Source organism: Frankia umida (assembly GCF_023242945.1).
Taxonomy (GTDB): Bacteria; Actinomycetota; Actinomycetes; order Frankiales; family Frankiaceae; genus Frankia; species Frankia umida.
Window position 1 is genome coordinate 1 of the sequence record NZ_JALKFT010000007.1, and the last position, 22,140, is coordinate 22,140.

Here is a 22,140-nt window from a genome sequence, read left to right on the forward strand (position 1 = left end):
GCAGGCCCCGCCCTGAAGGACGGGGCCTGCGCGCTACGTTTCCCGGTCACCAACATGCTCGACGCCGCCACCGACGCTCCAAGCGTCCGCGTCCGCGACGACCTGCGGGGACGGCCGCGCACCCGACTACCCGGCACCCGCTTTCCCGTCTGACCGTCTGGCGGCCCCACTGGCTTCTGGCTCCACCGTCTCTCGACCCCGCCGCCCGCGGGTCTGGCGGCGCCGAGCTCGCCCCTCAACGACTTCACCCCGCGCCGACTCCGCCCGAAGAACGTCACCCGATGCCCCCCGTGACGTTCTCGTTCCCCGTCGCCGCGCCGCGGTCGTTCGCACTCGCGGACCTCGCCACGATGATCATCGACGCCACCGCTCCGACGACCCGGACGGTCCCGGCGAGGACGACCCGGACTCCGGCGAGGCGGAACTCGCGAAGGCCACCGAGAACCTCGCCGAGGCCGACGAGGAACGGGCTGCCCGACACCGCCGGGAACAGGCCCAATGCCACGTAGCCTAGTTTGATCATGTTTGGCTGAGAGTGTGGATCCTGACCGTTGCTGGAGCGTGATGGCGGATGCTGGCGGCCTCGCCGGGTTTTTGACGCGGTAGTTGTTGTGGCGGGCGCGTTTCACCGCGCGGGGGCAGGTGCGTTCACGGCGGTCGGGGATCAGGAGCCGGGCGAGGTCGGACAGGTGCTTGGGAAGGTGGTCAGTCCAGTCCGCAGGGGGAAATGTCCGCCGTCCCGGTGGCGGTACGGCGGATCAGGCGGAGGGCCTTGGCGAAGGAGATCGAGTCCGGGTCGAGGTCCGCGGCGGCGGACGCCTGCGCGGTCAGGTCACTGATCGCATGGTGGACGATCAGATAGGACCAGATCTCCTGGTAGACCAGGTCCGCAAGACGGGACCGTAGGACTCGCCCGGGGCCGCGGAGATGGGTTTTGAGCTGGTCGTTCGCGGTTTCCTCTTCCCACCGCTCGTGGTAGGCGGCGGCCAGTTCGTCGGCCCGGGCGTCACGCGGGTCGGTGATCGTGGTGAGCAGAACGATCAGCTCACCGGTGCTGTTACCGACCCGGTCGGGCACGTCGTACTCGACGACCCGGGCGAGATGCACGACCGGGAGCCCGCGGTCATCGAACGCGTCCGGAACAGTGTTGATGTCGGTGAGGTCCACGCCCGCGCGGGCGGCGGCCAGCAGCCGTTCCCGCCGCCCGCCACGCACGGTCGGCTTGATCAAAACGGTGAGGTAGGTCCCGTCGGGCAGGACCCGCACGACGGGCAACTCCAGCTGGGTCGGTGCCCGCCACAGCAACGCCGCGCCCGTGGCCTGCGCGCTGTCCCAGGCGGCCCACGAGTAGAAACCCCGATCCGCGGTCAGCAGCTCATCACCCCGCAGCCGCGGGTACAGCCGGCTGGCCAGCGTCTTCTCACCCACCTGGTAGGCGTCGACCTCGGCGGCGACGAACGCATGCGTGCCGCACTCGGCCAGCGCCACCACCCGCGCCTTCGGGAACCCCGACCGGTTGTCTCCCGACCCCGCGTAGCCGAACTCCGCGGCGTTCTCCTTGCTGTCGGGCACGTCGACCTCGAACCCGTCGATCGCCAGCAGCCGCCACCGGCGCAGGAACGATCCACGCGCCGTGCCCAACGCCCCCGCCACCGCCCCCGGACCGGTCGTCCCCGCGACCGGCCCACACGTCCGCTCGAACAACTCGCCGAAGACCGCCCGGCCCAGCCGCTTACGCGCCTGCGTGATCGCACTGGCCGTCGGGACACTCCACCCAGCGTTCCAGCACCCCCACCGGTCCAACGACCCGGTCACCCGGGTCGCGACCTCCTCATAGTCCTCGTCCGGGAACAGACACAACGCCAACGTCAAATAGGCGATCACATGCGCGGGCAGCTTGCCGTCCGACCGGCGCTCCCGCACCCCACACACCGCGACCGCCTCGTCCACCGCGTCCCGCGGCACCGCGTTGACCAGCACCCCCAACGACACCTGATCAGGACGCACACCCGAACGATCCGCCTCAACCCCACTCACAACCCCTGATCCAAACACCGACCGCGTCACCCGGTCGCCGCACCACGCCGCACGACCCGGAACCCACCACCCCAGCATGATCAACTTAAGCTACATGGCATTGGGAACAGGCCCAGCGGCTGCGCGACCGGGCCAATACCAATGGTGACGTCGTGGCCGTCCGCATGCTTTCCACCGACGATCCCACCGGTTCGGATGGTCCGGCCGATCTGGGCGGGGCCGCGGCGGGTTCGCTCACGTGGCTGCGGATCCGGATGCTGCCCGCGCCCGGTCTCGCCGCTGGCCACACCTGTGAAATCACGGTCCGTGGCATCCTTGACGGCTCTTCCCGGGCGCGCGTTGAGACCTCCTGGACAACCATGCGGCACATTGACTGAACGCAGCCCATCGCTTTCTTTCTGCATAATCAGATAAGCCTCGCCTTTTTTGGCACACGGACGGTTGCGCCTCGCCGGGATGACCCAGCAGTCTCACCGCGTGCACCCTGCCCATCGATACCACCAGGAATGGACATTTCGGGCATTTTGCCGGGGAAAGCGTCCCGCCCGCCAGAGCAGGATCAGTCAACACACAGGGATCTCTTCGCAGACACAACCGAATCGACGGCTACGTCTGGTGCTCATTGGGCACCCAACGCATCAGGAGTACCACCCGTCGATAGCGGCACACATAGCACCAAAGTGCTATGGTCTACCAATCTCACACCCTCCGTATGCAACCAGACCCCCGACGTCATCGGACCTGCTTGGCCGGGTCCTGGGCGACGGCCAGCCGCCCCCCAGGACCCGGCATCCCCGCAGAACGGCACGGATCAGCCAGGTCAGGGGCTACGGAGGGCCGCCCGGCCGGGCGCGTCCCGCAGGCAACGGGAACAATTCGACGCCATGGCCTTATCGCCGTTCCAGCCGCCTCCGGCCCACCGGTATGCCCTCGGCGAACTGGACAGCACCGGCCCACATCGTGTTCACGACCGCGCCGCCTCGCGGAACCACGCCGCAGGCGGAGCTCCCCCTTCCGGGACGCGGAGCAGGAAGCGTTCCAAAGCTGCGCGGTTTAGGGAGCCAAGCCAGCCACAGTGGCTTTCGGTGCACCCGGACACAGACATCAGCCCCGAGCCGCGGACGCATCACAACGCGCCCGGCCCGACCCCGCGGACCGGGCGCCACTGCCCAGAAAACCGTCGATCAAAAATAGAATGCTGACCGGCCCCACCTGTCGACCGGGTCCGGGTCATTCCAGGAAAGGCGTCACTCGTGAGGTCCCGTGTACTCGCGGCACTGTTGGCCGCGCCGATATTTCTCGCCTCCACGGCAGCCTGTAACAGTGCACCGAAAGCCGTCGCGGAAAGCTGCGACACAAAGGCACCGGGAGTATCACCGACCGAGATCAGAGCCGGTTTCATCTTTCCCGCCAGTGGGGTACTGGCGAGTACGTTCGTCCCGGTACGGGCGGGGCTGGACGCACGTATTGAGGCGGCGAACGCCGCGGGTGGCGTCTACGGCCGTCAGATCAAATACGACTGGGTCGATGATCGCGGCAAACCCGACACCAATGCCGTGTCCGCTCGGAGTCTGATCGAGGACAAGGGGGACTTCGCCATCATGGAGACCTCCCCGGTGTCGTCCGGTGGAGCGGCCTACCTCGCCTCGAAGCAGATCCCCGTGGTCGGCCTGGCCATCGAGCCGGTGTGGTCGCAGTACCGCAACATGTTCGCCTTCAGCTACACCCCGGGCGCGCTGAGAACAGCCGAAGCGGTAACCACGTTCGGGAAGTTCGCCCGCCAGGAGGGTGGCACACGGGCTCTCCTCATCACCGACCCCATCGGCCTGGGCATGTCGGCCACCTCACACGGAACGATGCAGGCCAGCCTGGAATCCGCCGGCATTCACGTGGATCAGGCCCAGACCGACCAGGAACCCTCCGCCAGCCAGCTGAACGAGATCATTCGCCGGATCACCACCGGCCATATCGACACTCTCATCGGCACACTGACAACCGAAACCTTCGCGAAAATCATCGTGGCCGTGAGACAGCATGGTCTGCAGCCCAAGGTTCTGCTCACCGGTAGCCAGTCACCCGACAGCGACCTGCTCGCCAAATACGGTTCGCAGTTGGCCGGCCTGACCACCTTCAGCAGTGAACCGATGGACCCGAAGGACCCGGCCGTGGCGACCTATCAGGCGAATCTCAACCGCTACGCCCCTGAGCTGGAGGACTCCGGCCAGCAGGTCGCGCTCGCCGGCTATGTCAGTGCCGACCTGCTGGTTCGCGGCCTGCAGGCGGCCGGCCCGTGCCCCACCCGGCAGAGCTTCATCACCGGCCTACGGGCCGTGAAGGGCTACACCGCCGGCGGCCTCGCCCCATCCATAGATTTCGAGGCCGACTTCGGCAGAACGCCGACCTGCTACCCGTTCATCAGCGTCAACGCATTTGGTAACGGCCTGGTGACCAAAAGTGCCAGTTTCTGCGGAGAGCGTATCGGCACCTGATCCGGCCCGGCCCATCCACCCCAGACGCGCAGACGTTCGAGGTCCCGAGGCCACGTGGAGCCAGAAAGGAAAACATCCTCTCTAGCCGAACTTTCCGATTTACACCTTTTTTCCGATATGCACAAAAGGGGAGATTTACCTGGCCGCCGATACTCGATCACTCGGATCAGGCCTTCCATGCCCAGCCCACGGCAAGCGCAGGAGATCCGACAGTCAGGCCTCCACCCTCACCGGGAGATCAACAATGCCTCAGGCGTCAGGTTGGACACTTTCCGTCACTCATTCTTCACACATGGAGCCCGCAATGCGACCAGCACCAGACCGTTGTGATTAATAGTTAGCTAATTGTTCTTTGACGGCTACTATGTCGGCCACCCCGCAACACCGTTCAGGAAAGGGCCTCCAGGTGTCAATCCGCGCACTGTCGGCATTACCCGTCGCGCTGCTGTGTCTGTCGGCGCTGGTCGGCTGCAGCGCCGACTCGGCCACATCGGCGGCGTCCTGCAACGGACCCGGAGTCTCCCCGAGCGAGGTCAAGGTTGGCCTCATATATCCGGACACAGGGTCACTTTCCACGATATTTCAGTCGACCCGGGCCGGGCTGACCGCCCGCCTCGGCGTGGCGAACGCCGCCGGCGGTGTGAACGGCCGGAAGATCACCTACGAATGGGCCGACGACCGGGGTCGGGTGGACACCAACGGAGTGGTCGGCCGGAACCTGGTGGACGATCGGAACAGCTTCGCGATCCTCGAGGCGACCCCCACCTCGTCCGGTGGAGCCGGCTACCTGGCTTCCCGGGGAATTCCGGTGCTCGGCGTCGCCGCGGAGCCCGTGTGGTCACAGTACCGGAACATGTTCACCTACAGCTACTCCCAGGGGACCGTCAACTCGACGGACTCGGTCACCACCTTCGGGAAGTACGCCCAGCAGCTCGGCGGGACCCGGGCGCTGGTCATCGTCGATCCCGCCGGCATCGGCGTCTCCGACAAGACGGCCCAGCAGTTGCGGGCCAGCTTCCAGTCGGTGGGGATGACCGTGGGTTCGGCGGCGGCCGACGAGGACCCGACCCAGAGCCAGATCGACGAGATCGTCCGGCGAGTCGCTGCAGACAAGGTGGACACGCTGGCCAGCGCGCTGTCCATCGGCACTTTCGCGAAGATCGTCGCCGCGGTGCGACGCAACGGCGCCAGTCCGAAGGCCATCCTCAGCGCCAACGAGACTCCCGGTACCCAGCTTCTGCAGGAGTACGGCCCGCTGCTGGCCGGTCTGACCGTCTACTCCGCCCAGCCGGTCGATCCGACCTCGCCCTCGTTCACCGCCTATCGGGACGCCCTGGCCCGCTACTCCCCCGACCTGGGGGACACCAGCCAGACCCTCGCGCGGGTCGGCTACATCATCGGCGACATGCTGGTCCGCGGTCTCCAGGAAGCCGGTCCCTGCCCCACCCGGGCGGGCTTCATCAGTCATCTGCGCGCGGTGAAGAACTACAATGCCGGCGGTCTCATCACCCCCGTCAACTTCGACGCGGACTTCGGGAAGCTTCCGGTCTGCTACCCGTTCACCGCGGTCAACTCGGCCGGTAACGGCCTGATCACCACCGCCGCCGACTTCTGCGGGGAGCGCGTCAGCGCCTGACCCGCCGTTGTCGCACCCGCGCCGCCGTCCAGCCCGCCAGCCGTCGACTGCCGTTCTCCCAGCCGGCCGCGGGGCTGCTCTCTCCCCGTACTGCCCCACCTGACCGTAGCCGTCGCGTCCCGGCCAGGCGGGGCAGTACGCTGCGCGGACTATGGAACTGTGGGAGATCGCGGCGCGGGAGCGCATTCGCGACTCACTGGTGCGGTACAGCTGGTCTGGTGACGGGCTGCGCCTGGACGAGCTCGCGCTGGCCTTCTGCGAGGACGGCGAACTGGAACTGCGCGGCCAGGCAGCCCTGCGCGGCCGAGCGGCGATCGTCGCCTTTCTCGGCGGCACAACGGCATCGGCGGCATCGGCGGCGTCCAGGCATCAGCCGCCACCCGACGGGGCTGCCGTGGGCGGGCGGCGGATCGTCCGACACAACCTGACGAACACCCGGTTCCTCGAGCTCTCCCCGACCGAGGCACGGGTGGCCACCTATTTCACGGTGGTCACCGAGATCGGCCTGGACCACTATGGACGTTATCGGGACACGTTCGTTCCGGTCGGTGACGAGTGGCTGATCCGCCACCGGTTCGTCTCGACGGACTGGCACGCGCCGAACTCGACTATGGTCGCCCCTCCGAGCGCGATCTCAGGCTCCGACAGTCAGGGTGAACCGCGGGGCTCGGCCACCCAGGTCGCGAATCCCGGCTGATGACGGGGGCGACCTGACCGTCCGCCCGCACCCTGGGTGGCACGATGGAACGCACGGGCGGTCGACCTCGACGACACGCCGGCGCCGGTTCACCAGACGCCCCCGATGCGCCGACCATGGTCCGACAGCGGTAGCGTCGCAGTCGTCCGCCCCCATGGATCCGCGCACGCTGGAGGATGCTGCACCCGATGCGGCTGCATGTCGGCGCTGCGATGTGGGCGCACGCCTCATGGAACGGGCGGTTTCTCCCGCATCCGCTGCCCGCCACCGAGCGGCTGCGTCATTACGCGAGCTGGTGCACGGCGGTCGAGGGCAACACCACCTTCTACGCCACCCCGGGTGTGGACACCGTGCGATCCTGGGCCCGGCAGACCGACCCGGCCTTCCGCTTCGTCCTGAAACTACCCAGGGTGATCACCCATGACCGGCGACTGACTGACGTGGACGCACCGCTGCGCGCCTTCCTCGACGCGGTGGAGCCGCTCGGGCCCCGGGTCGCAGCGCTGTGGTTGCAGTTCCCGCCCGCGTTCACCCCGTACGACGTCGCGGCGCTCGCGGCCTTCCTGCGCGGCCTGCCGCGGGCACACAGGTACGCCGTCGAGGTCCGGCATCCGGCGTTCTTCACCGACCCGGCGGCCGCCCAGGTCCTGGAGCGGGCGTTGCTGACCGTCGGCGCCGAATGGGTTCCGTTCGACACCACCGTGTTCTTCGCCAGCCCACCCACCAGCGACGCCGAACGGGACGCCTGGACGAAGAAGCCGCGGATGCCACGTCGCACGCGGGCCCTGACCGACCGCCCGATCATCCGGTATCTCGGCCGCGACGACCCGGCGCGCACCGCCGCGGGCTGGCAGCCCTGGGCCGACCGCTGTGCCGCCTGGCTACGGGAGAACCGCTCTCCCACCGTCTTCATCCACACCCCGGACAACGCCGACGCGCCGCGGTTGGCCCGCCAGTTCCACGACGATGTCCGCGCCCGCGTCCCCGAGCTCGATCTCGCTCCGCTGCCGGCTCCGCTGCCGGCCGCGCCCCCCACCCTGTTCTAGCCCCACCGGCCTGTTCGCCCGCTCCGCTCTTCCAGGCCAGGGCGGCATGGAATAATTCGGGCATTAAACACTTATTTTGATATTTTACCAAACCGGACGCATTGCAGCGCCGCCAGCATGGTCCCCGACTCGAACCATGCGCACCCATTGTTCATTTCATTGTTCTCCACCCGCTAACATGTCGGACCTGCCTAGATCATGCCAGAGAGGTCCTTCCATGCCCAACCGCCCACTGTCGGCTATCGCTGGCGCACTGTTATGTCTGGCCACCGCGGCAAGCTGCCGCGGTGGCCCCACCGCCGCGGCGGCGAACTGCGACGCCCCCGGAGTCACCAGGAACGAGGTCCGAGTCGGCCTTATCTATCCTGACAGTGGCGTCTTCGCCCGGACGTTCACGCCCACCCGCGCCGGCATCGACGCGAGGCTCGGAGCGGTGAACGCGGCCGGCGGCGTGAACGGCCGAAAGATCACCTACGACTGGGAGGACGACCAGGGCAGGTTGGACACCAACGGCGTGGTCGCCCGGGACCTGATCGAAACAAAGAACGTCTTCGCCATCATGGAGGCAAGCCCGGTATCGACCGGCTCGGCGGACTATCTCGCCAACCTGAATGTCCCGGTGGCCGGTCTGGCTGTCGAACCGGCCTGGTCGCAGCACCGCAACATGTTCACCGTCCAGTACACGTCCAGTGCGGTCGATCCGCGACAGTCGGTCACCACTTTCGGGAAGTTCGTCCGTGAGCAGGGCGGCACCCGGGCCCTCATGGTGCTCGACCCGGCCGGTCTCGGCCTTACCAAGACGATCGCCAAACAGGTCCAGGCGAGCCTGCAGTCGGCCGGCATCCCCTTCACGACCGCCGAGGCGGACGAGACCCCGACCGCGGCCCAGCTCGACCGGATCGCCCAGAAGTTGCTCTCCGGCGGTATCGACACCCTGGTCAGCCCGATGACGATCGAGGGGTTCGCCCAGATCGTCGCTGGTACCCGCCAGCGCGGCGCGCAGCCCAAGGTCATCCTCAGCGGCAGCCAGACGGTCAACGGCAACCTGCTGCGCACCTACGGCGCCCAGCTCGCGGGCCTGACCACCTACGCGGCCCGAAGCGTCGACCCGCGCGATCCCGCGATCGCCGCCTACCAGGCCAACCTCACCCGCTACTCCCCCGAACTCCAGGTCCAGGGGGACACCCTGGCGCGCATCGGGTACATGACCGCGGACATGATCGTTCGTGGTCTGCAGGAGGCCGGGCCATGCCCGACCCGGGCGAGCTTCGTCTCCGGTCTGCGGGCTGTGAAGGGTTACACCGCCGAAGGTCTGACGCCAGCCGTCGACTTCGACCAGGACTTCGGAAAACTCACTGCCTGCTACCCGTTCATCAGGGTCAACGCCGCGGGTACCGGCGTCGAGACGATCAGCGACAACTACTGCGGCGAGCGCATCACCAGTTGAGGCCCGGGTTGGTGTGGGTCCGCGCCCGGCGCCCACACCAACACGCGTCCAGCACATCGGCCTGTCCGGAGCGCTCAGCCGGCGGTGCGGCCCACCGGTGTGAGCCGCACCAGAGCGGCTTCGTGCGGCGCGAGGTCCACCGACAGGGTCGGGACGGTGCCGGCCGTCCTGGTGAGCCGACCCGTCCACAGATCCGCGATCTCGTATCCGGCCGGGTTCGCCCGCAGCGCCAGCGGCGAACCGGGGAGATCCGCCGCACGGCGGGTGTCCCCCCGGTTGACGACCAGCACGGCCGTGTCCCCGCCCGCCAGGGGTCGGGTCCACACCGACAGCCCGTCCCACGAGTCACCGCCGCGGCGGCTGGCCGGTGCGCCGAGGGGATCCTGGTCGATGGCGAGCACCGCCCGGTTGGTCAGGATGGTCCGGGTCGCGGGGCTCATCGTGGTCAGATCGTTGCCGGCGATCAGTGCGGACGCGAACATCGACCAGACGCTCAGCTCCGTACGGGCCTCGGTGTCGTCGAGCTGGTTGGACACCCGGCCGGTGGCCAGGCTCGCGAGGTTCTCGACGTCCGGATTGACCGCGCTCGGGGTGAGGCCGACGGCGAGCATGTCCAGGTCGTTCCAGTGCCCGGGCCCGCCCTCGGATGCCCAGGCCGAGGCGGGATCAAAACTGTCCGACGTGCACACACCCGGGTAGTAGTCCATCGGCAGCACGGTCGCCCAGCAGGGTGCGTGGTCGTTGGTGACCCGCCACAGGTTGGCCACCGACGATGCCCATGACCAGGCCCGTTCCCCGGCGGGGTCGCCGGAGGAGGACGGGTTGATGCTGTAGACGATCGGGCGTCCGGTGGCGTCCAGGGCGTTGCGCATCCGGGTGAAGCCGGCCACGAGCCAGGCTCGTGCGCTGGTGCCGGCGGGGCGCAGGCCCGGGTAGCTGCACGCGTCGTACTTGAGGTAGTCGACGCCCCAGGCCGCGAAGGTGACGGCGTCGTGGGCCTCATGGCCGTAGCTGCCCGGGCGGCCCTGGCAGGTCGTGCGGCCCGGTGACTCGTAGATCCCGAGTCGAAGGCCCCGGGCGTGCACGTAGCGGGCGAGTGCGGCGATACCACCGGGGAAACGGCCGGGGTCGGCGATCAGGGTGCCGTGTTCGTCGCGGGTCGGGAGCATCCAGCCGTCATCGACGGTCACGTAACGGTAGCCCGCGCCGCGCATACCGGTGACGACCAGCGCGTCGGCCGCCGCCCGGATGTCGACGGCGCTCACCGCGGCGCCACGCAGGTTCCAGCTGTTCCACCCCATCGGCGGGGTACGGGCAAGGCCCGCCGAGACCTCCCGGTGCGCGGGGATGCCGACGCCGACGGACACATCGGGCGCGTCGCCGCCCAGACCGCACAGGCCGCCGAGGACCAGCACGGTCAGAAGCGCCGACAGCGACAGCCCGAAGCGGGTGCGGACCCACGCCGGCCGCCGCACGCGGGCCGCATCGTCGATCATGGGCCCATCGTGGCAGCCCAACCTGTGCGTTCGGCCGCCGCGGCGTCAGGACAGTTCCTGTCCGCACAGGTTGGGTTCCACCACGACGAAGCCGTCACCGGTCACGTTGGCCTGGACGAACGAGTAGCAGGAGTTGGTCTGGGCAGCCACGGAACGCAGGCTCATCGGGCTGATCAGGCCATCCGCGTCGTAGCTGTTCAGGGTGCGCAGCGCGGCTGTGAAGCCGGCACGGGTCGGGCATGTGCCGGCGAGTTGCAGTCCGCGCAGGAACATGTCCGTGCTGATGTAGGCGGCGACCGCCGTGTCCTGCTCCGGCTCGGCGACCTGCGGGGCGTACCGGCGCATCGCGTCGACATAGGCCTCCACGCCGCGGCCGCCGAGTTCGAACGGCCGGTAGAACACCGGGATGCTGATCCCGGCCATCCGCGAGCCGACCGTACGCAGCAGCTGATGATCATATCCGGCGGCGGAGAGTACGACCTTGAGCGGGTAGCCGCCACCGCGCACCGCGTCCACCAGGGTGACAAGATCCCTGGGCGCCAGAACGCCGACGACCGTGTCCGCCCCGGAGGCGGCGATCCGACGCCCGACCGCGGCGGGATCATCGATTCCGCCGGTGTAGGTGATCGTGTCCAGCACCCGCACCCCGGCGGCGGTCAGGCTGCGCGCGTACGACGCGGCGCTGTTCGACACAGCCTGAGACAGCGCGGTGTGCAGGATCACCGCCCGACGCCCGCCCTGCTCCTGAACGAACCGGCCCTGCGTGTCGACGGCGACGTTGTTGGCCCAGACCTGACCGTAGGCGGTGCCCGTGACCGGCACTCCCTCCCGGGCAAGGTAGTCGGTGCTCGCCGAGCCGGCCACCGACAGTTCGATGATGCCGAAGACATGTCGCTGTTCGACGAGCGCCCGGGCGGCAGCGGTGTTCGTGGGCGCCGTACCCTGATCATCACGCCACTGGTAGACGACCCTGCGTCCGTGAATGCCGCCGGCCGCGTTGACCGCGCCGAGCCGGGCGTCGACTCCCGCTCGGACCGCCCCGAAGATTCCGGACGCCGGCCCGCTCTGCGGGTAGATGACGCCCAGGTCGATCTGATGGTCGTCGACCCCCGGGGACGAACACACCGACGCCGACGCCGAATCCGTGGACGAACATCCGGCGAGCCCCACCGAGGCCAGCAGCGCGACCACCACCATCACCACGAAGGGCATGGGAGCTCTGCCACACCGAAACGGCGACCTTCGACCAGACGGACTGCTGGAACCGGCGAACACAAAGCCAGGAAACACAGGTCCCCCTGCGCGGTCGGTGGGGCGTAGGAAGCCGCCGAGGACAGGTTTCGACGGGCCAGAGGTATGGAACATCACCGGAAACGAACCCTCGGATGCGACACCGTCGGATTCATGACGGCAACGCACGCTACCAAACCGGATTCTCTTGATATCCAGCCGACATAGCGGCGGGCGCCACCGTTCGAACCTTTCCTCAGCACCCCGAAGAATCACTACCCGAAAAGCCGCAGAAGTTCGGCGACCGTTCACCGGCCGGCTACCGTGATACCAGCCCGGCGACACGACCCCGACAGGCGTCGGACACGATTCCCACCCGGGCGACAACCATCATCGTCGATGATCACACAAAGGTGACCCTGCTTACATGATCCCAGCTCGACCCGATCGCCGTCCCAGCACTCACCCACCTTGTCGAACAATGCGAGCGGCGGGTGTCCGGGCACAGCGAAGGCGGAGGTCCCGCCGGGCGGGCCGGGCGATGGTCAGGCCCGCCCGGGTGAGGAGTGGCGATGCGGGTACGCGACGAGCCCAGATCCCCCGTGGATGTGCTGGCACTGGTGCTACGCGAGGACCATCTGCTGCTCACCCTGCGGGCCGGTGAGATCTACGGCGCCGGCTGGTGGGCGCTGCCCAGTGGACGGGTGGAGCCCGGCGAGGACGTCGTGTCGGCGTTGGTCCGGGAACTCGACGAGGAACTCGCTCTCACCATCGATGAGGCGGACGTCACCTTCACCGCCGTCACCCACGCCAAACCGCCCGACCATGAGGCACGCATCGGCTTCGGTTTCGCCGTGCGGCGTTTCACCGGTGAACCGACCATCCGCGAACCCGACCGGTGCGCCGATCTGCGCTGGTACCCCCTCGACGAGCTCCCCACCCGGACCTTGCCCTACACCGGCGAGATCATCCGCCTCTACCGGCAGGCCACGACTTTCTCCCGCTTCAACTGGTCCTGACAGCGGGGAGCGCTCGCGGCGCGCGCCAGGCGCGGCTGTCGGATCCCCCACCGGCCCATCCGCCCGTCCACGGCTGGTGGGCGCCGTCAGTCCCGCTGCCGCACGCCTGCGGAGCGGCTGGAATCCGCCTGTGCAGGCTGCGACACAACAGCAGGAGCAGCTATCCCACACCCTCGCTGGTTCCAGGAGGCTCGCCATGTCGCCACCAGCGGTGCCCGCTCCCAGCGATCCTGTCCACCGGTCAGGCCGCCCAGTAGGTGTCGAGGAAGCGGCGGACGTCGCGGTCGATCTCGGCGTCCTCGGGCGCGTAGCCGAGGAAGCCTCCGTGGCCCGCGGCCTCCATGACGTGCAGCTCGGCGGTGATGCCCGCGTTGCGCAGCGCCCGGTGCATGCGGACGGCGTTCGACAGGAACAGGTCGCGGGTGCCGGAGGTCAGCAGGGTGGGCGGGAAACCCTTGCTGAAGTCGCCGAACAGCGGGGAGAGGTACGGGTCGGCGAGGTCGTGGCCCTGGGCGTACAGCAGGTTGGCGGCCATGAGGCTGCCCGGAAGGACGGCGCACAGGCCGGCGTTGGTCTGGAAGGTGTCGCCGGACTCGGTGAGGTCGAGCTCGGGGGTGTTGAGGACGGCGGCGGCTGGCAGCGGCAGTCCTTCGTCACGGGCCCGCAGCAGGACGGCCGCCGCGAGGTTGGCGCCGGCGGAACCGCCGCCGATGATGATCTGCTCGGGGCGATGCTCCTTGAGCAGCGCCCGGTAGGCGGTGAGGCCGTCGTCCAGGGCCGCGGGGTACGGGTGCTCGGGGGGCATCCGGTAGTCGACGGCCCAGACGCGCGCGGCGACCCGGGTCGCGGTGCGCGTGGACATCGGCCCGCAGACCGGACCGCCACCGACGGTCATGCCGCCGCCGTGAAAGTCGAGGTAGACATGGTCGTCGCGAGCGCCGGGCGGCGTGGCCACGTAGACGGTGACGCCGTCCACGTCGGTCTGCTCGACCGTCAGCGCCGGGTCGACCGGCCAGCTCGCCGCCATCGCGGCGAGGCCCTCGTTCCCGGCGGCGATCAGCGCCTTCCAGCCGGCCACATCCTCAAGCGCCGGGAACGGCGTGGGCTCCGGCCGCGGCATCGCGAGCACCGCCCGTGCCTCGGGACTGACCGACACCGGGACGGGAATGTCCCGTGCGGGCAGGTGCAGCGGCGGCGAGTTCTCGACGGTGGTCATCACGGTCCTCCTGCTGATGCGGCCGGAGACAACCCCTGATCGGGAAAGGGCTGCGCCCCCTGCCGGCGAGCGTCCTGCTACCCCACGAGATCATGCGCGAGATCGGACATTCGTGCAACAGCGTCCGATCCGTCGCCGGGCTCGCCGACAGCCAGGGCCCGCGGCGTCGCCGGCGAAGGACGCGGCTACCAGCGGAGTTCCCCTCGGCCCCCGTCTCGCGAGGAGGGGGCAGGGGATGACTGCGCTACCTGGGCGTGGCGAGGCCGTCCACGGCGATGGTCGGCTCACGACGACGCGGCCGCCGAAGAACTCATGTAGCCATCCGGTAACGCCTCGTGCGCCTGATCGGTGTGCTTCCTTGTTGACGTCGACTTTGAAGTTCGTCCAACTTACCTGGTGCCATGTGACGGGCGACACCCGGGCGGATGGCGCGGGGACACCAGCGGCATTCCTCAAGATCATTTCCGGGTTCGACTCGACAGCGGTCTCAGCCACGCAGGAGCACACGCGTCATCGCCGTTCCCGCCTGCCACATACGAGGGCGGACGCACGCGACGGGCGCCGAGGTCACACGAGGCTGCGCGCCCCCGACGACAGGAGAGTCGCATGGAAGCGCGGTTCCTCCAGATCGCGCCGTCGCTGGAGACCGACGGGCGCGAGCGCGTCGTCGATGCCTCCGGTTGTTACAGATCTTGAATGGTCGAGGTCCATGTGATCATGTCCGGTCCGTCCGGGGAGGGATCCCGTGGGGCCGCAAGGTGCGGACTGAGCCCGTCCGCCACGACGAGTCGCAGATGGGAGCGGGCGCCAGCGACGTTCCCGCGGCGGCCGCGGGCACCCGGTCCCCAGGCTGGAACCGGGTGCAGAAGTCGCGCCGGCGCGACGGCGCCCAGCGCGGTGACCGCCTCGACGAGTCCAAGCAGTGCCTCGACCGAAAGCTGCCGTCCCACGGTCAACGCGCCCCGCGCGCCGATCAGACTGGCAAGGGTCGCCAGCTGGGAAGTCGGCGCGAAACCGCCGACGCCGCCGGCAGCGGAACTGGCCTCCGCGGCCACCAGCCACACCGGCAGTTCCGCCAACGCGTCCCGCCGATTGCGAATCATCCGCCGGACATCACCCGACCAGCGGCCGGCCCGTACCGCGCCCGCGGCCACCACCGCGTCGTAGCCCTCGAACTCGATCACCCGCCGAGCCGGGCGCAGCTCGGCGGCCACCCCATGGCCGGCCAGAGCGGTGCCGATCGTGCGAGCGAGTTCGTCCGCTCCCCCGCACCGCATCCCGTAGACCACCAGAGCTCGCATCGCCGCGCCTCCAACCTCGCCGCCGCGCGCCATCGATGTGGGCGCGCCGACGGCACAGGACCGTCGCATGTCCGTAACCCAGTGGACATCCGTGGCGCGGCCCACACCAGGCGTCGAACGTCCGCGGACGGCGGGACATCCGGACTCGCCACGGCAGGCTCCGTGGCCATCACATGGTCCGGCCCGAACCGGCCGGTCAGGGTCCGGACGGTCAGGCCCGCAGCCAGCGGCGCAGGCCGGGACGGGACGCCTTCCGCCAGGTCCGCGCGACATCACGACGCAGCGCGGCCGCCCGATCCTGCTCCTGCGCGGTGAGCAGACCGTAGGTGAACGACGGTTCCCCGGCGTGGTTCGAGGCCACCGCCAGCGCGCGCAGACGTGCCACCGCCATGACCGCGTCCTGATGCGCGCCCAACTGGTCCTGCACCCGCCGCGCCCGCGTCGCGAGCCGGCGAGCGTCCCGGCCGACCAGCGGTGACATCAGCTCGCAGGCGTAGCGGAGCCGCTTCGCGGACTTGCGCGCCCGGTGGTAGGCCACGTCCTGGGCGGTGCCGGGCGGCGCCAGCCGGGCGGTGCGCACCCGCCGCGTGAGCCGCCGGTCGGCGCGGCGGACCAGCCGCGGTAGCACCCGCCGGGCCGGCTGCCGCGCCAGGTCGGTCGTCCCGACCGAGGCGACGAAGGCCAGCAGGTCGTCGATGAAGCGGTAGTAACGGTCGCCGCGCAGATAGGCGAGCGCCTCGGCCCGTCCGCGCAGCACCTCCCCGAGCAGGGTCTCCTGCACACGCGCCGCCACCGGACCCAGCACCTGCTCGCCCGGCGTCGCGGCCAGCGCTCGCCGCAGCCGGGCATGCTGCACCTCGGCGTCACGCGGACGACCCAGCACCTCCCCGATCTCGCGCAGCCCAGCCTCGATCCGCCCGGCCTGTTCGCCGTCGAGCAACGGCCGAAATGTCTGGATGGTGCTGCGCAACCGCCGAGCGGCCACCCGCAGATCATGGACCGACTCGGGTGTTCCCAGCCGCACCCCCGGGTCGGCGGCGAGCAGCGCCGTCGCGTGCCGAGCCAGGTACGTCCGCACCACCTGCCCGGCGCTGCCCGCCCCACCCCGACCGGGATCGGGGGCAGTCCCAGCGGCGGTGCCCGGGCCGCTCTCGGTGCCCGTCGCGACCATCGCCTCAAGCTCGGGCGGGCCCACGTCCACGGCCAACGCACGGCGCAGTTTGGACGAGCCCACGGCCACCCGCGCACCCGCGTCCAGCAGCAGATGATCGGCGGTGGCCAGCAGCCGTTCGCCCGCCGGGTCGAGCACCTCGACGTCGATCTCCCGCCAGCGGGACGCCACCACCCGCCCGCCTGCGGCCAGCGGCCGACCCATCGTCCGCGTCCGCACCTGATCGTCGGCGACCTCGAGCAGATCGTGCCCCCGCGCGTCACGCAGCAACCAGGTCCGTCGCACCGTGCTGACCCGCGCCACCGGCCGCAGCGGCGCCCCCCGCACCCACACCGCGATCAGATCGGCGAGATCCTCCGGTACCCGCGGCACCACGACCCTGGCCTGCCCGCCAAAGCCCAGGCCCTGCTCCGCACCCGCTTCCAGGTCCGGGCGGGCCGCGTCCCGCGCGTCCCACTCGTCCCCCGCGGGCACGATGTCCAACGGCCGCCCGATCTCGTCGTGGGCGCCGTCGGCGCCGGGCAGCTTCAGGTGCCAGCCGGCGTCGGCACCACCCTCGCGACGACGCAGCGTCATCTGGTTACGGGCCAGGCGCAGGTCGTCGGTGTCGTAGTAGACGGCGTCCAGGCGTGTCACCCCCATCGCACCGACGGACGCGACACCCTTGAGCGCGTCGAAGGCGGGAACGCGGAACGTCTCGTCCACGGCGAAGGCATGCTCGACCTCGTGGGTGACTGTCACCTGCCACTCCTTCCGGTGGTGTCTCCCCTGGTCGGACGCCCGAGCGGGACGTCAGCCGGCGGGACGCCATCCGCTGTTCGTTCCCCCGTCCCGGGCCAGAAACCCACCCCGTGCCAAGCCGCCGTCCAGCCCAGCGGACGCGTTCACCCACCCAGGACGCGGTGCGCGCCGCTGTACAGGTTCATCGTGTCGCCGCGGACGAACCCCGCCAACGTCATCCCCGACTCCACCGCGAGATCCACCGCCAGCGTGGACGGCGCGGACACCGCGGCGAGCATCGGCACCCCCGCCAGCAGCGCCTTCTGCACCAGTTCGAACGACGCCCGGCCGCTGACCACCAGGATCTGCCCGACCAGCGGAACCCGCCCGGCCCGGGCCGCCGCGCCGATCACCTTGTCGACGGCGTTGTGCCGCCCCACATCCTCCCGCACCGCCCAGAGCGCACCGTCCGCCCCGGCCAGGCCCGCCGCGTGCAGACCGCCGGTGGTCGCGAACAGTCGCTGCGCGGCCCGCAACGTCTCCGGCAGCCCGGTGACCTGTTCCGGTGCGACCCGCAGGGGGTCGTCGGCGATGTCATACCGTCCGCGCACCCGCACCGCGTCGATACTCGCCTTCCCGCACAACCCGCAGGAACTGCTCATGTAGAAGGTGCGCGCGTCCTCCAGCGCCGGCGGCGGCACACCGGCGGCGAGCGTCACCTCCAGCACGTTGTAGGTCGGCCGCCCGTCCTCGTCCACGGCGCCACTGTCCACGGCACCACTGTCCGGGGCGGCGCAGTAGCGCATCGCCGCGACGTCGGCACCGGTGCCGACCAACCCCTCCCCGAGCAGGAAGCCGAGCGCCAGGTCCATGTCGTCGCCGGGCGTGCGCATGGTGACCGCGAGCGCCCGCCCGCCGACCCGGATCTCCAGCGGTTCCTCGCCGACCACCGTGTCCGGCCGGACCGCCGTCGCCACCCCCGCCCGGACCCGCGTCACCCGCCGCCGATCGCTGGCCCGGCCCATCAGGCCCGACCCGCCGTCGGTTCCAGCCGGATCACCAGCGACTTGGACGTCGGTGTGTTGCTGCGTCGCGCCGTCGCGTCCAACGGAACGAGCACGTTCGTCTCCGGAAAATAGGCCGCGGCGCAGCCGGACGCCGTCGGATACGACACCGCGCGGAAGTTCTCCGCCCGCCGCGTCGACCCGTCCGTCCACACACTGACCAGATCGACGTGCGTGCCGTCGGCCACGCCGAGCGCCGCCAGATCGTCCGGATGCACGAGGACGACCCGACGCCCACCGCGCACCCCGCGATAACGGTCATCAAGCCCGTAGATGGTCGTGTTGTACTGATCGTGTGATCGGATGGTCTGCAGGAGAAGATGCCCGGGCGGGACGGTGAGCGCCGGCGCCGTGTTGACGGTGAACGCGGCCCGCCCACTCGGCGTCGGGAAGGTCCGGCTGTCGCGTGGTGGATGCGGCAACGCGAATCCGCCAGGTTCGGCCAGTCGTTTCTCGAAATCGTCGAATCCCGGCACGACCCGCGAGATGTGCGCCCGAATCCGCGCGTAGTCGCCGCCAAGCCCCACCCAGTCCACGTCCGCCGTCCGCCCGACTGCGGGAACCGTCTCCGCGACGGCCTGCGCCGTGGCCGCCGTCTCCGTGGCCGCCGTCTCCGTGGCTGCCTGGGCTGTCCGTCTGGCGAGGGCGGCGAAGGTGGCCTCGGCGAGCCCGCAGACGATCGCGACCTCGGAGCGCAGCTGCGCCCCGGCCGGCGCGAGCCGACCCCGGGAGGCATGCACCATGCCCATCGAATCCTCGACGGTGACCTGCTGCGGCCCGCTGACCTGGACGTCCGCCTCGGTGCGGCCCAGCGTCGGCAGGATGAGCGCCGCCCGTCCGGTGACCGCGTGCGACCGGTTCAGCGTGGTGGAGACCTGGACGGTGAGCCGGCACGACCGTATCGCCGCTTCGGTGACGGCCGAATCCGGGGTGGCGGCGACGAAGTTCCCGCCCATTCCGACGAACACCCGGACCCTGCCGTCGCGCATGGCCCGGATGGTGTCGACGACATCCAGTCCGTGCCGCCGCGGCGGCGCGAAACCGAACTCCGCCCCGAGCGCGTCCAGGAACGCCGCCGTGGGCCGTTCCCAGATTCCCATCGTCCGATCACCCTGGACGTTGGAATGCCCCCGCACCGGGCACACTCCCGCCCCCGGCCGGCCGATGTTGCCCTGCAACAGCAGGACGTTGACGAGTTCCTGAATCGTCGCGACCGCCCCCGCGTGCTGCGTGAGCCCCATCGCCCAGCACACGACCACTCGTTTCGCCGAGAGCATCCGCCCGGCCAGCTCGTCGATCTCCGCGCCGGTCAGCCCGGTCGCGGCGGCGATCTCCGCCGCCGAGAGCCCCCCGACGGACGGCCCCCCGTCCCCGCGGATGTGCCTGACGTAGTCGTCGAAGCCGGTGGTGTGGCGGGCGATGAAGTCATGGTCGACAACGGTGCCCGGTGCGGCGTCCTCCGCGTCCAGCAGCCGCCGTCCCAGCGCCTGGAACAGGGCGAGGTCGCCGCCGAGGCGGATCTGCAGGAACTGGTCGGCGAGCGCCGTGCCCCGCCCGACGACGCCCCGCGCGTGCTGCGGGTTACGAAACCGCAGCAGCGCCGCCTCCGGCAACGGATTGACGGCGACGATCCGCCCACCGGCGCGTTTGACCTTCTCCAGCGAGCTGAGCATCCGCGGATGGTTCGTCCCCGGGTTCTGCCCGACGACCAGCACCAGATCGGCCGCTTCGAGGTCGGCGAGTGTCACCGATCCCTTGCCGATGCCGATCGTCGAGGTCAGTGCGGTGCCGGACGACTCGTGGCACATGTTCGAGCAGTCCGGCAGGTTGTTCGTGCCCAGGGCCCGGGCGAACAGCTGGTAGACGAACGCGGCCTCGTTGCTCGTGCGCCCCGAGGTGTAGAAGGCCGCCTCGTCCGGGCTCTCGAGTGCCGCCAGCTCCCGCGCGATCAGCGTGAACGCCGCGTCCCAGCTGATCGGCCGGTAATGGTCGGCGTCGGGTGCGCGGTACATCGGTTCGACGAGCCGCCCCTGGCCGCCAAGCCAGTGCCCGGTGCGCCCGGCGAGATCGGCGAGACTGTGTTCGGCGAAGAACTCCCTGGTGACCCGCGCGCGGGTCGCCTCCTCGGCGACCGCCTTCGCGCCGTTCTCGCAGAATTCGACCGCCGATCGTTCTCCCGGTGGTGGCTCCGGCCACGCGCATCCCGGACAGTCGAACCCATGGTCCTGGTTGACCAGCCGCAACGTCCGCACCGACCGTCGGGTCCCCATCCGGGTCAGTGACCGCGCCAGCGCGTGCCCGACCCCCGGCACCCCCGCCGCCCACCGTTTCGGCTCGGAGATCCGAAGCCCCTCGTCCTCGTCCCGCTCATCACCGCTGCCTGTCACGTCAGCCATGACCCCACCATCCCCGCCGACGCGACCGGACACCATCCACCTGGTCGCCGGTCAGGTCTCCGGCGCTGTGATGGTGGGGAACTCGCCGGTGGGCGGGTCGATGTCGGCGGCGCGCAGCAGATGTTCGGCGTGCCGCAGGACGGGTGCGTCGACCATCCTGCCCTCGAAGGTGAAGACCCCGCCGCCGGCCCGCTCGGCGGCGCGCAGGACCCGGTCGGCCCAGGCCAGCGACTCCTTGTCGGGCCGAAACGCGTCCCGCACGACCGGCACCTGGTTCGGATGGATGCACGCCTTGGCCGCGAAGCCGGTCGCCGCCGCGTCACGCGCCTCGGCGGCGAGCCCGGCCAGGTCGGGGATGTCGAGGTAGACGGCGTCGATCGCGGCCCGCCCGCACGCGGCCGCGGCCAGCAGCACGGTGGACGAGGCATGCCGGGCCACATCCCGGTAGCGCCCGTCGGGATGCCGGCTGGAGCGCCCACCGAGCGCGGCCAGCAGATCCTCGGCGCCCCACATCAACGCCACCACGTTCGGTACCGCGGCGATCGCCGGCGACGCCAGCACCCCCGCCGGCGTCTCACACAACGCGATCACCGTGCGGGTGGGGCCCAGGCGGGCGGGCTGGTCGGCGGACTCGGTCTTGGCCAGCATGCACATCCGCAGGCCCGTCCGGTCGAGCGCGGCGAGGTCCGCGACGAACGCGGCGCTGGTCGCCGGGTTGACCCGGACCACCGTCCGCGCCGGGTCGAGCTCCGGCGCGGCCCTGACCAGTGCCGCCCGGGCCCGCGCCCGGTTCTGCGGTGCGACGCCGTCCTCCAGGTCGAGCACCACCAGGTCGGCCGCGGCCGCGGCCCGCGCGTACCGCTCCGGCCGGTCCGCCGGACAGAACAGCAACGCCCCGGCGACCGCCCGCTGCCCGCCCATCACGCCTCCGCCGACCGTCTGCCCTGACGATTCACCTGACCTGGCCGAACGCTACGCCGCCCGACGCCACCAGGTCCCTCGCCGCGCGGCGCATCCACACCGAGCCGCCGCCGCGGCCCGATGTCACCTACGACGTCTTCCTGGACGAGTGGCGGCTGCTCCCGGTGCGCGTCGACGACTGCGCCCCGACGGCCTGCTCCGCCCGCTTCGGCACATCGACCTGGCCGGCCTGACCCGAGACGATGCGATCAGCA

Annotated in this window: 17 protein-coding genes; 7 read left to right on the top strand and 10 right to left on the bottom strand. The window is 70.2% G+C overall.

The genetic code is table 11. The features are described 5' to 3' along the window. Positions 1 to 274 precede the first annotated feature (274 nt). Positions 275 to 505 (bottom strand): hypothetical protein, encoded by a 231-nt coding sequence (locus MXD59_RS08915; protein ID WP_248811118.1) that lies wholly within the window; start codon positions 503 to 505, stop codon positions 275 to 277. Between the two features lie 200 nt (positions 506 to 705). Further along, positions 706 to 2,055: an IS4 family transposase gene (locus tag MXD59_RS08920; protein ID WP_248824279.1), complete on the bottom strand. Its 1,350-nt coding sequence runs from the start codon at positions 2,053 to 2,055 to the stop codon at positions 706 to 708. 134 nt (positions 2,056 to 2,189) lie between these two features. On the opposite strand from MXD59_RS08920, the gene MXD59_RS08925 reads away from it, so the two are divergent. From MXD59_RS08925 to MXD59_RS08950, 6 genes are all read left to right on the top strand, one after another. Beyond that, the gene (locus MXD59_RS08925; protein ID WP_248824280.1) at positions 2,190 to 2,414 is read left to right on the top strand and encodes a hypothetical protein; all 225 of its coding nucleotides are present in this window, start codon (positions 2,190 to 2,192) and stop codon (positions 2,412 to 2,414) included. Positions 2,415 to 3,317: 903 nt separating this feature from the next. Next, a complete protein-coding gene (locus MXD59_RS08930; RefSeq protein ID WP_248811115.1) occupies positions 3,318 to 4,526 on the top strand; it encodes an ABC transporter substrate-binding protein in 1,209 nt (402 codons plus the stop codon). 406 nt (positions 4,527 to 4,932) lie between these two features. After that, positions 4,933 to 6,162 (top strand): ABC transporter substrate-binding protein, encoded by a 1,230-nt coding sequence (locus MXD59_RS08935; RefSeq protein ID WP_248824281.1) that lies wholly within the window; start codon positions 4,933 to 4,935, stop codon positions 6,160 to 6,162. A gap of 151 nt (positions 6,163 to 6,313) precedes the next feature. Then, positions 6,314 to 6,859, top strand: coding sequence for a nuclear transport factor 2 family protein (locus MXD59_RS08940; protein WP_248824282.1), 546 nt, complete (start codon positions 6,314 to 6,316; stop codon positions 6,857 to 6,859). Positions 6,860 to 7,047: 188 nt separating this feature from the next. Next, on the top strand, positions 7,048 to 7,905 hold the full coding sequence (locus tag MXD59_RS08945; RefSeq protein ID WP_248824283.1) for a DUF72 domain-containing protein: 858 nt from the start codon (positions 7,048 to 7,050) through the stop codon (positions 7,903 to 7,905). A 217-nt stretch (positions 7,906 to 8,122) separates the two neighbouring features. Further along, the gene (locus MXD59_RS08950) at positions 8,123 to 9,352 is read left to right on the top strand and encodes an ABC transporter substrate-binding protein (protein ID WP_248824284.1); all 1,230 of its coding nucleotides are present in this window, start codon (positions 8,123 to 8,125) and stop codon (positions 9,350 to 9,352) included. A 74-nt stretch (positions 9,353 to 9,426) separates the two neighbouring features. On the opposite strand, the gene MXD59_RS08955 is transcribed toward MXD59_RS08950, so the two are convergent. Both MXD59_RS08955 and MXD59_RS08960 read right to left on the bottom strand, forming a co-directional pair. Then, a complete protein-coding gene (locus MXD59_RS08955; protein WP_248824285.1) occupies positions 9,427 to 10,848 on the bottom strand; it encodes a glycoside hydrolase family 27 protein in 1,422 nt (473 codons plus the stop codon). A 45-nt stretch (positions 10,849 to 10,893) separates the two neighbouring features. Further along, on the bottom strand, positions 10,894 to 12,060 hold the full coding sequence (locus tag MXD59_RS08960; RefSeq protein ID WP_248824286.1) for an ABC transporter substrate-binding protein: 1,167 nt from the start codon (positions 12,058 to 12,060) through the stop codon (positions 10,894 to 10,896). A 590-nt stretch (positions 12,061 to 12,650) separates the two neighbouring features. Here MXD59_RS08960 and MXD59_RS08965 point away from each other — a divergent pair. Continuing rightward, positions 12,651 to 13,097: an NUDIX hydrolase gene (locus tag MXD59_RS08965; protein WP_248824287.1), complete on the top strand. Its 447-nt coding sequence runs from the start codon at positions 12,651 to 12,653 to the stop codon at positions 13,095 to 13,097. Positions 13,098 to 13,338: 241 nt separating this feature from the next. On the opposite strand, the gene MXD59_RS08970 is transcribed toward MXD59_RS08965, so the two are convergent. The 6 genes from MXD59_RS08970 to MXD59_RS08995 form a co-directional block, all read right to left on the bottom strand. After that, positions 13,339 to 14,313: an alpha/beta hydrolase gene (locus tag MXD59_RS08970; RefSeq protein ID WP_248824288.1), complete on the bottom strand. Its 975-nt coding sequence runs from the start codon at positions 14,311 to 14,313 to the stop codon at positions 13,339 to 13,341. A gap of 683 nt (positions 14,314 to 14,996) precedes the next feature. After that, entirely contained in the window at positions 14,997 to 15,614 is a 618-nt protein-coding gene (locus MXD59_RS08975) for a flavodoxin domain-containing protein (RefSeq protein ID WP_248824289.1), read from the bottom strand. Between the two features lie 211 nt (positions 15,615 to 15,825). Then, a complete protein-coding gene (locus tag MXD59_RS26915) occupies positions 15,826 to 17,526 on the bottom strand; it encodes a CYTH and CHAD domain-containing protein (protein WP_248824290.1) in 1,701 nt (566 codons plus the stop codon). Positions 17,527 to 17,669: 143 nt separating this feature from the next. Then, positions 17,670 to 18,530, bottom strand: coding sequence for a formate dehydrogenase accessory sulfurtransferase FdhD (fdhD, locus tag MXD59_RS08985; RefSeq protein WP_248824291.1), 861 nt, complete (start codon positions 18,528 to 18,530; stop codon positions 17,670 to 17,672). After that, positions 18,530 to 20,965 carry an FdhF/YdeP family oxidoreductase gene (locus tag MXD59_RS08990; protein WP_248824292.1) on the bottom strand — a complete coding sequence of 812 codons (2,436 nt, stop codon included), beginning with the start codon at positions 20,963 to 20,965 and terminating at the stop codon, positions 18,530 to 18,532. Before MXD59_RS08990 ends, fdhD begins: the two co-directional genes overlap by 1 nt. A gap of 51 nt (positions 20,966 to 21,016) precedes the next feature. Continuing rightward, positions 21,017 to 21,886, bottom strand: a complete 870-nt coding sequence (locus MXD59_RS08995) for an HpcH/HpaI aldolase/citrate lyase family protein (protein WP_248824293.1) — start codon at positions 21,884 to 21,886, stop codon at positions 21,017 to 21,019. Between the last annotated feature and the right edge of the window lie 254 nt (positions 21,887 to 22,140).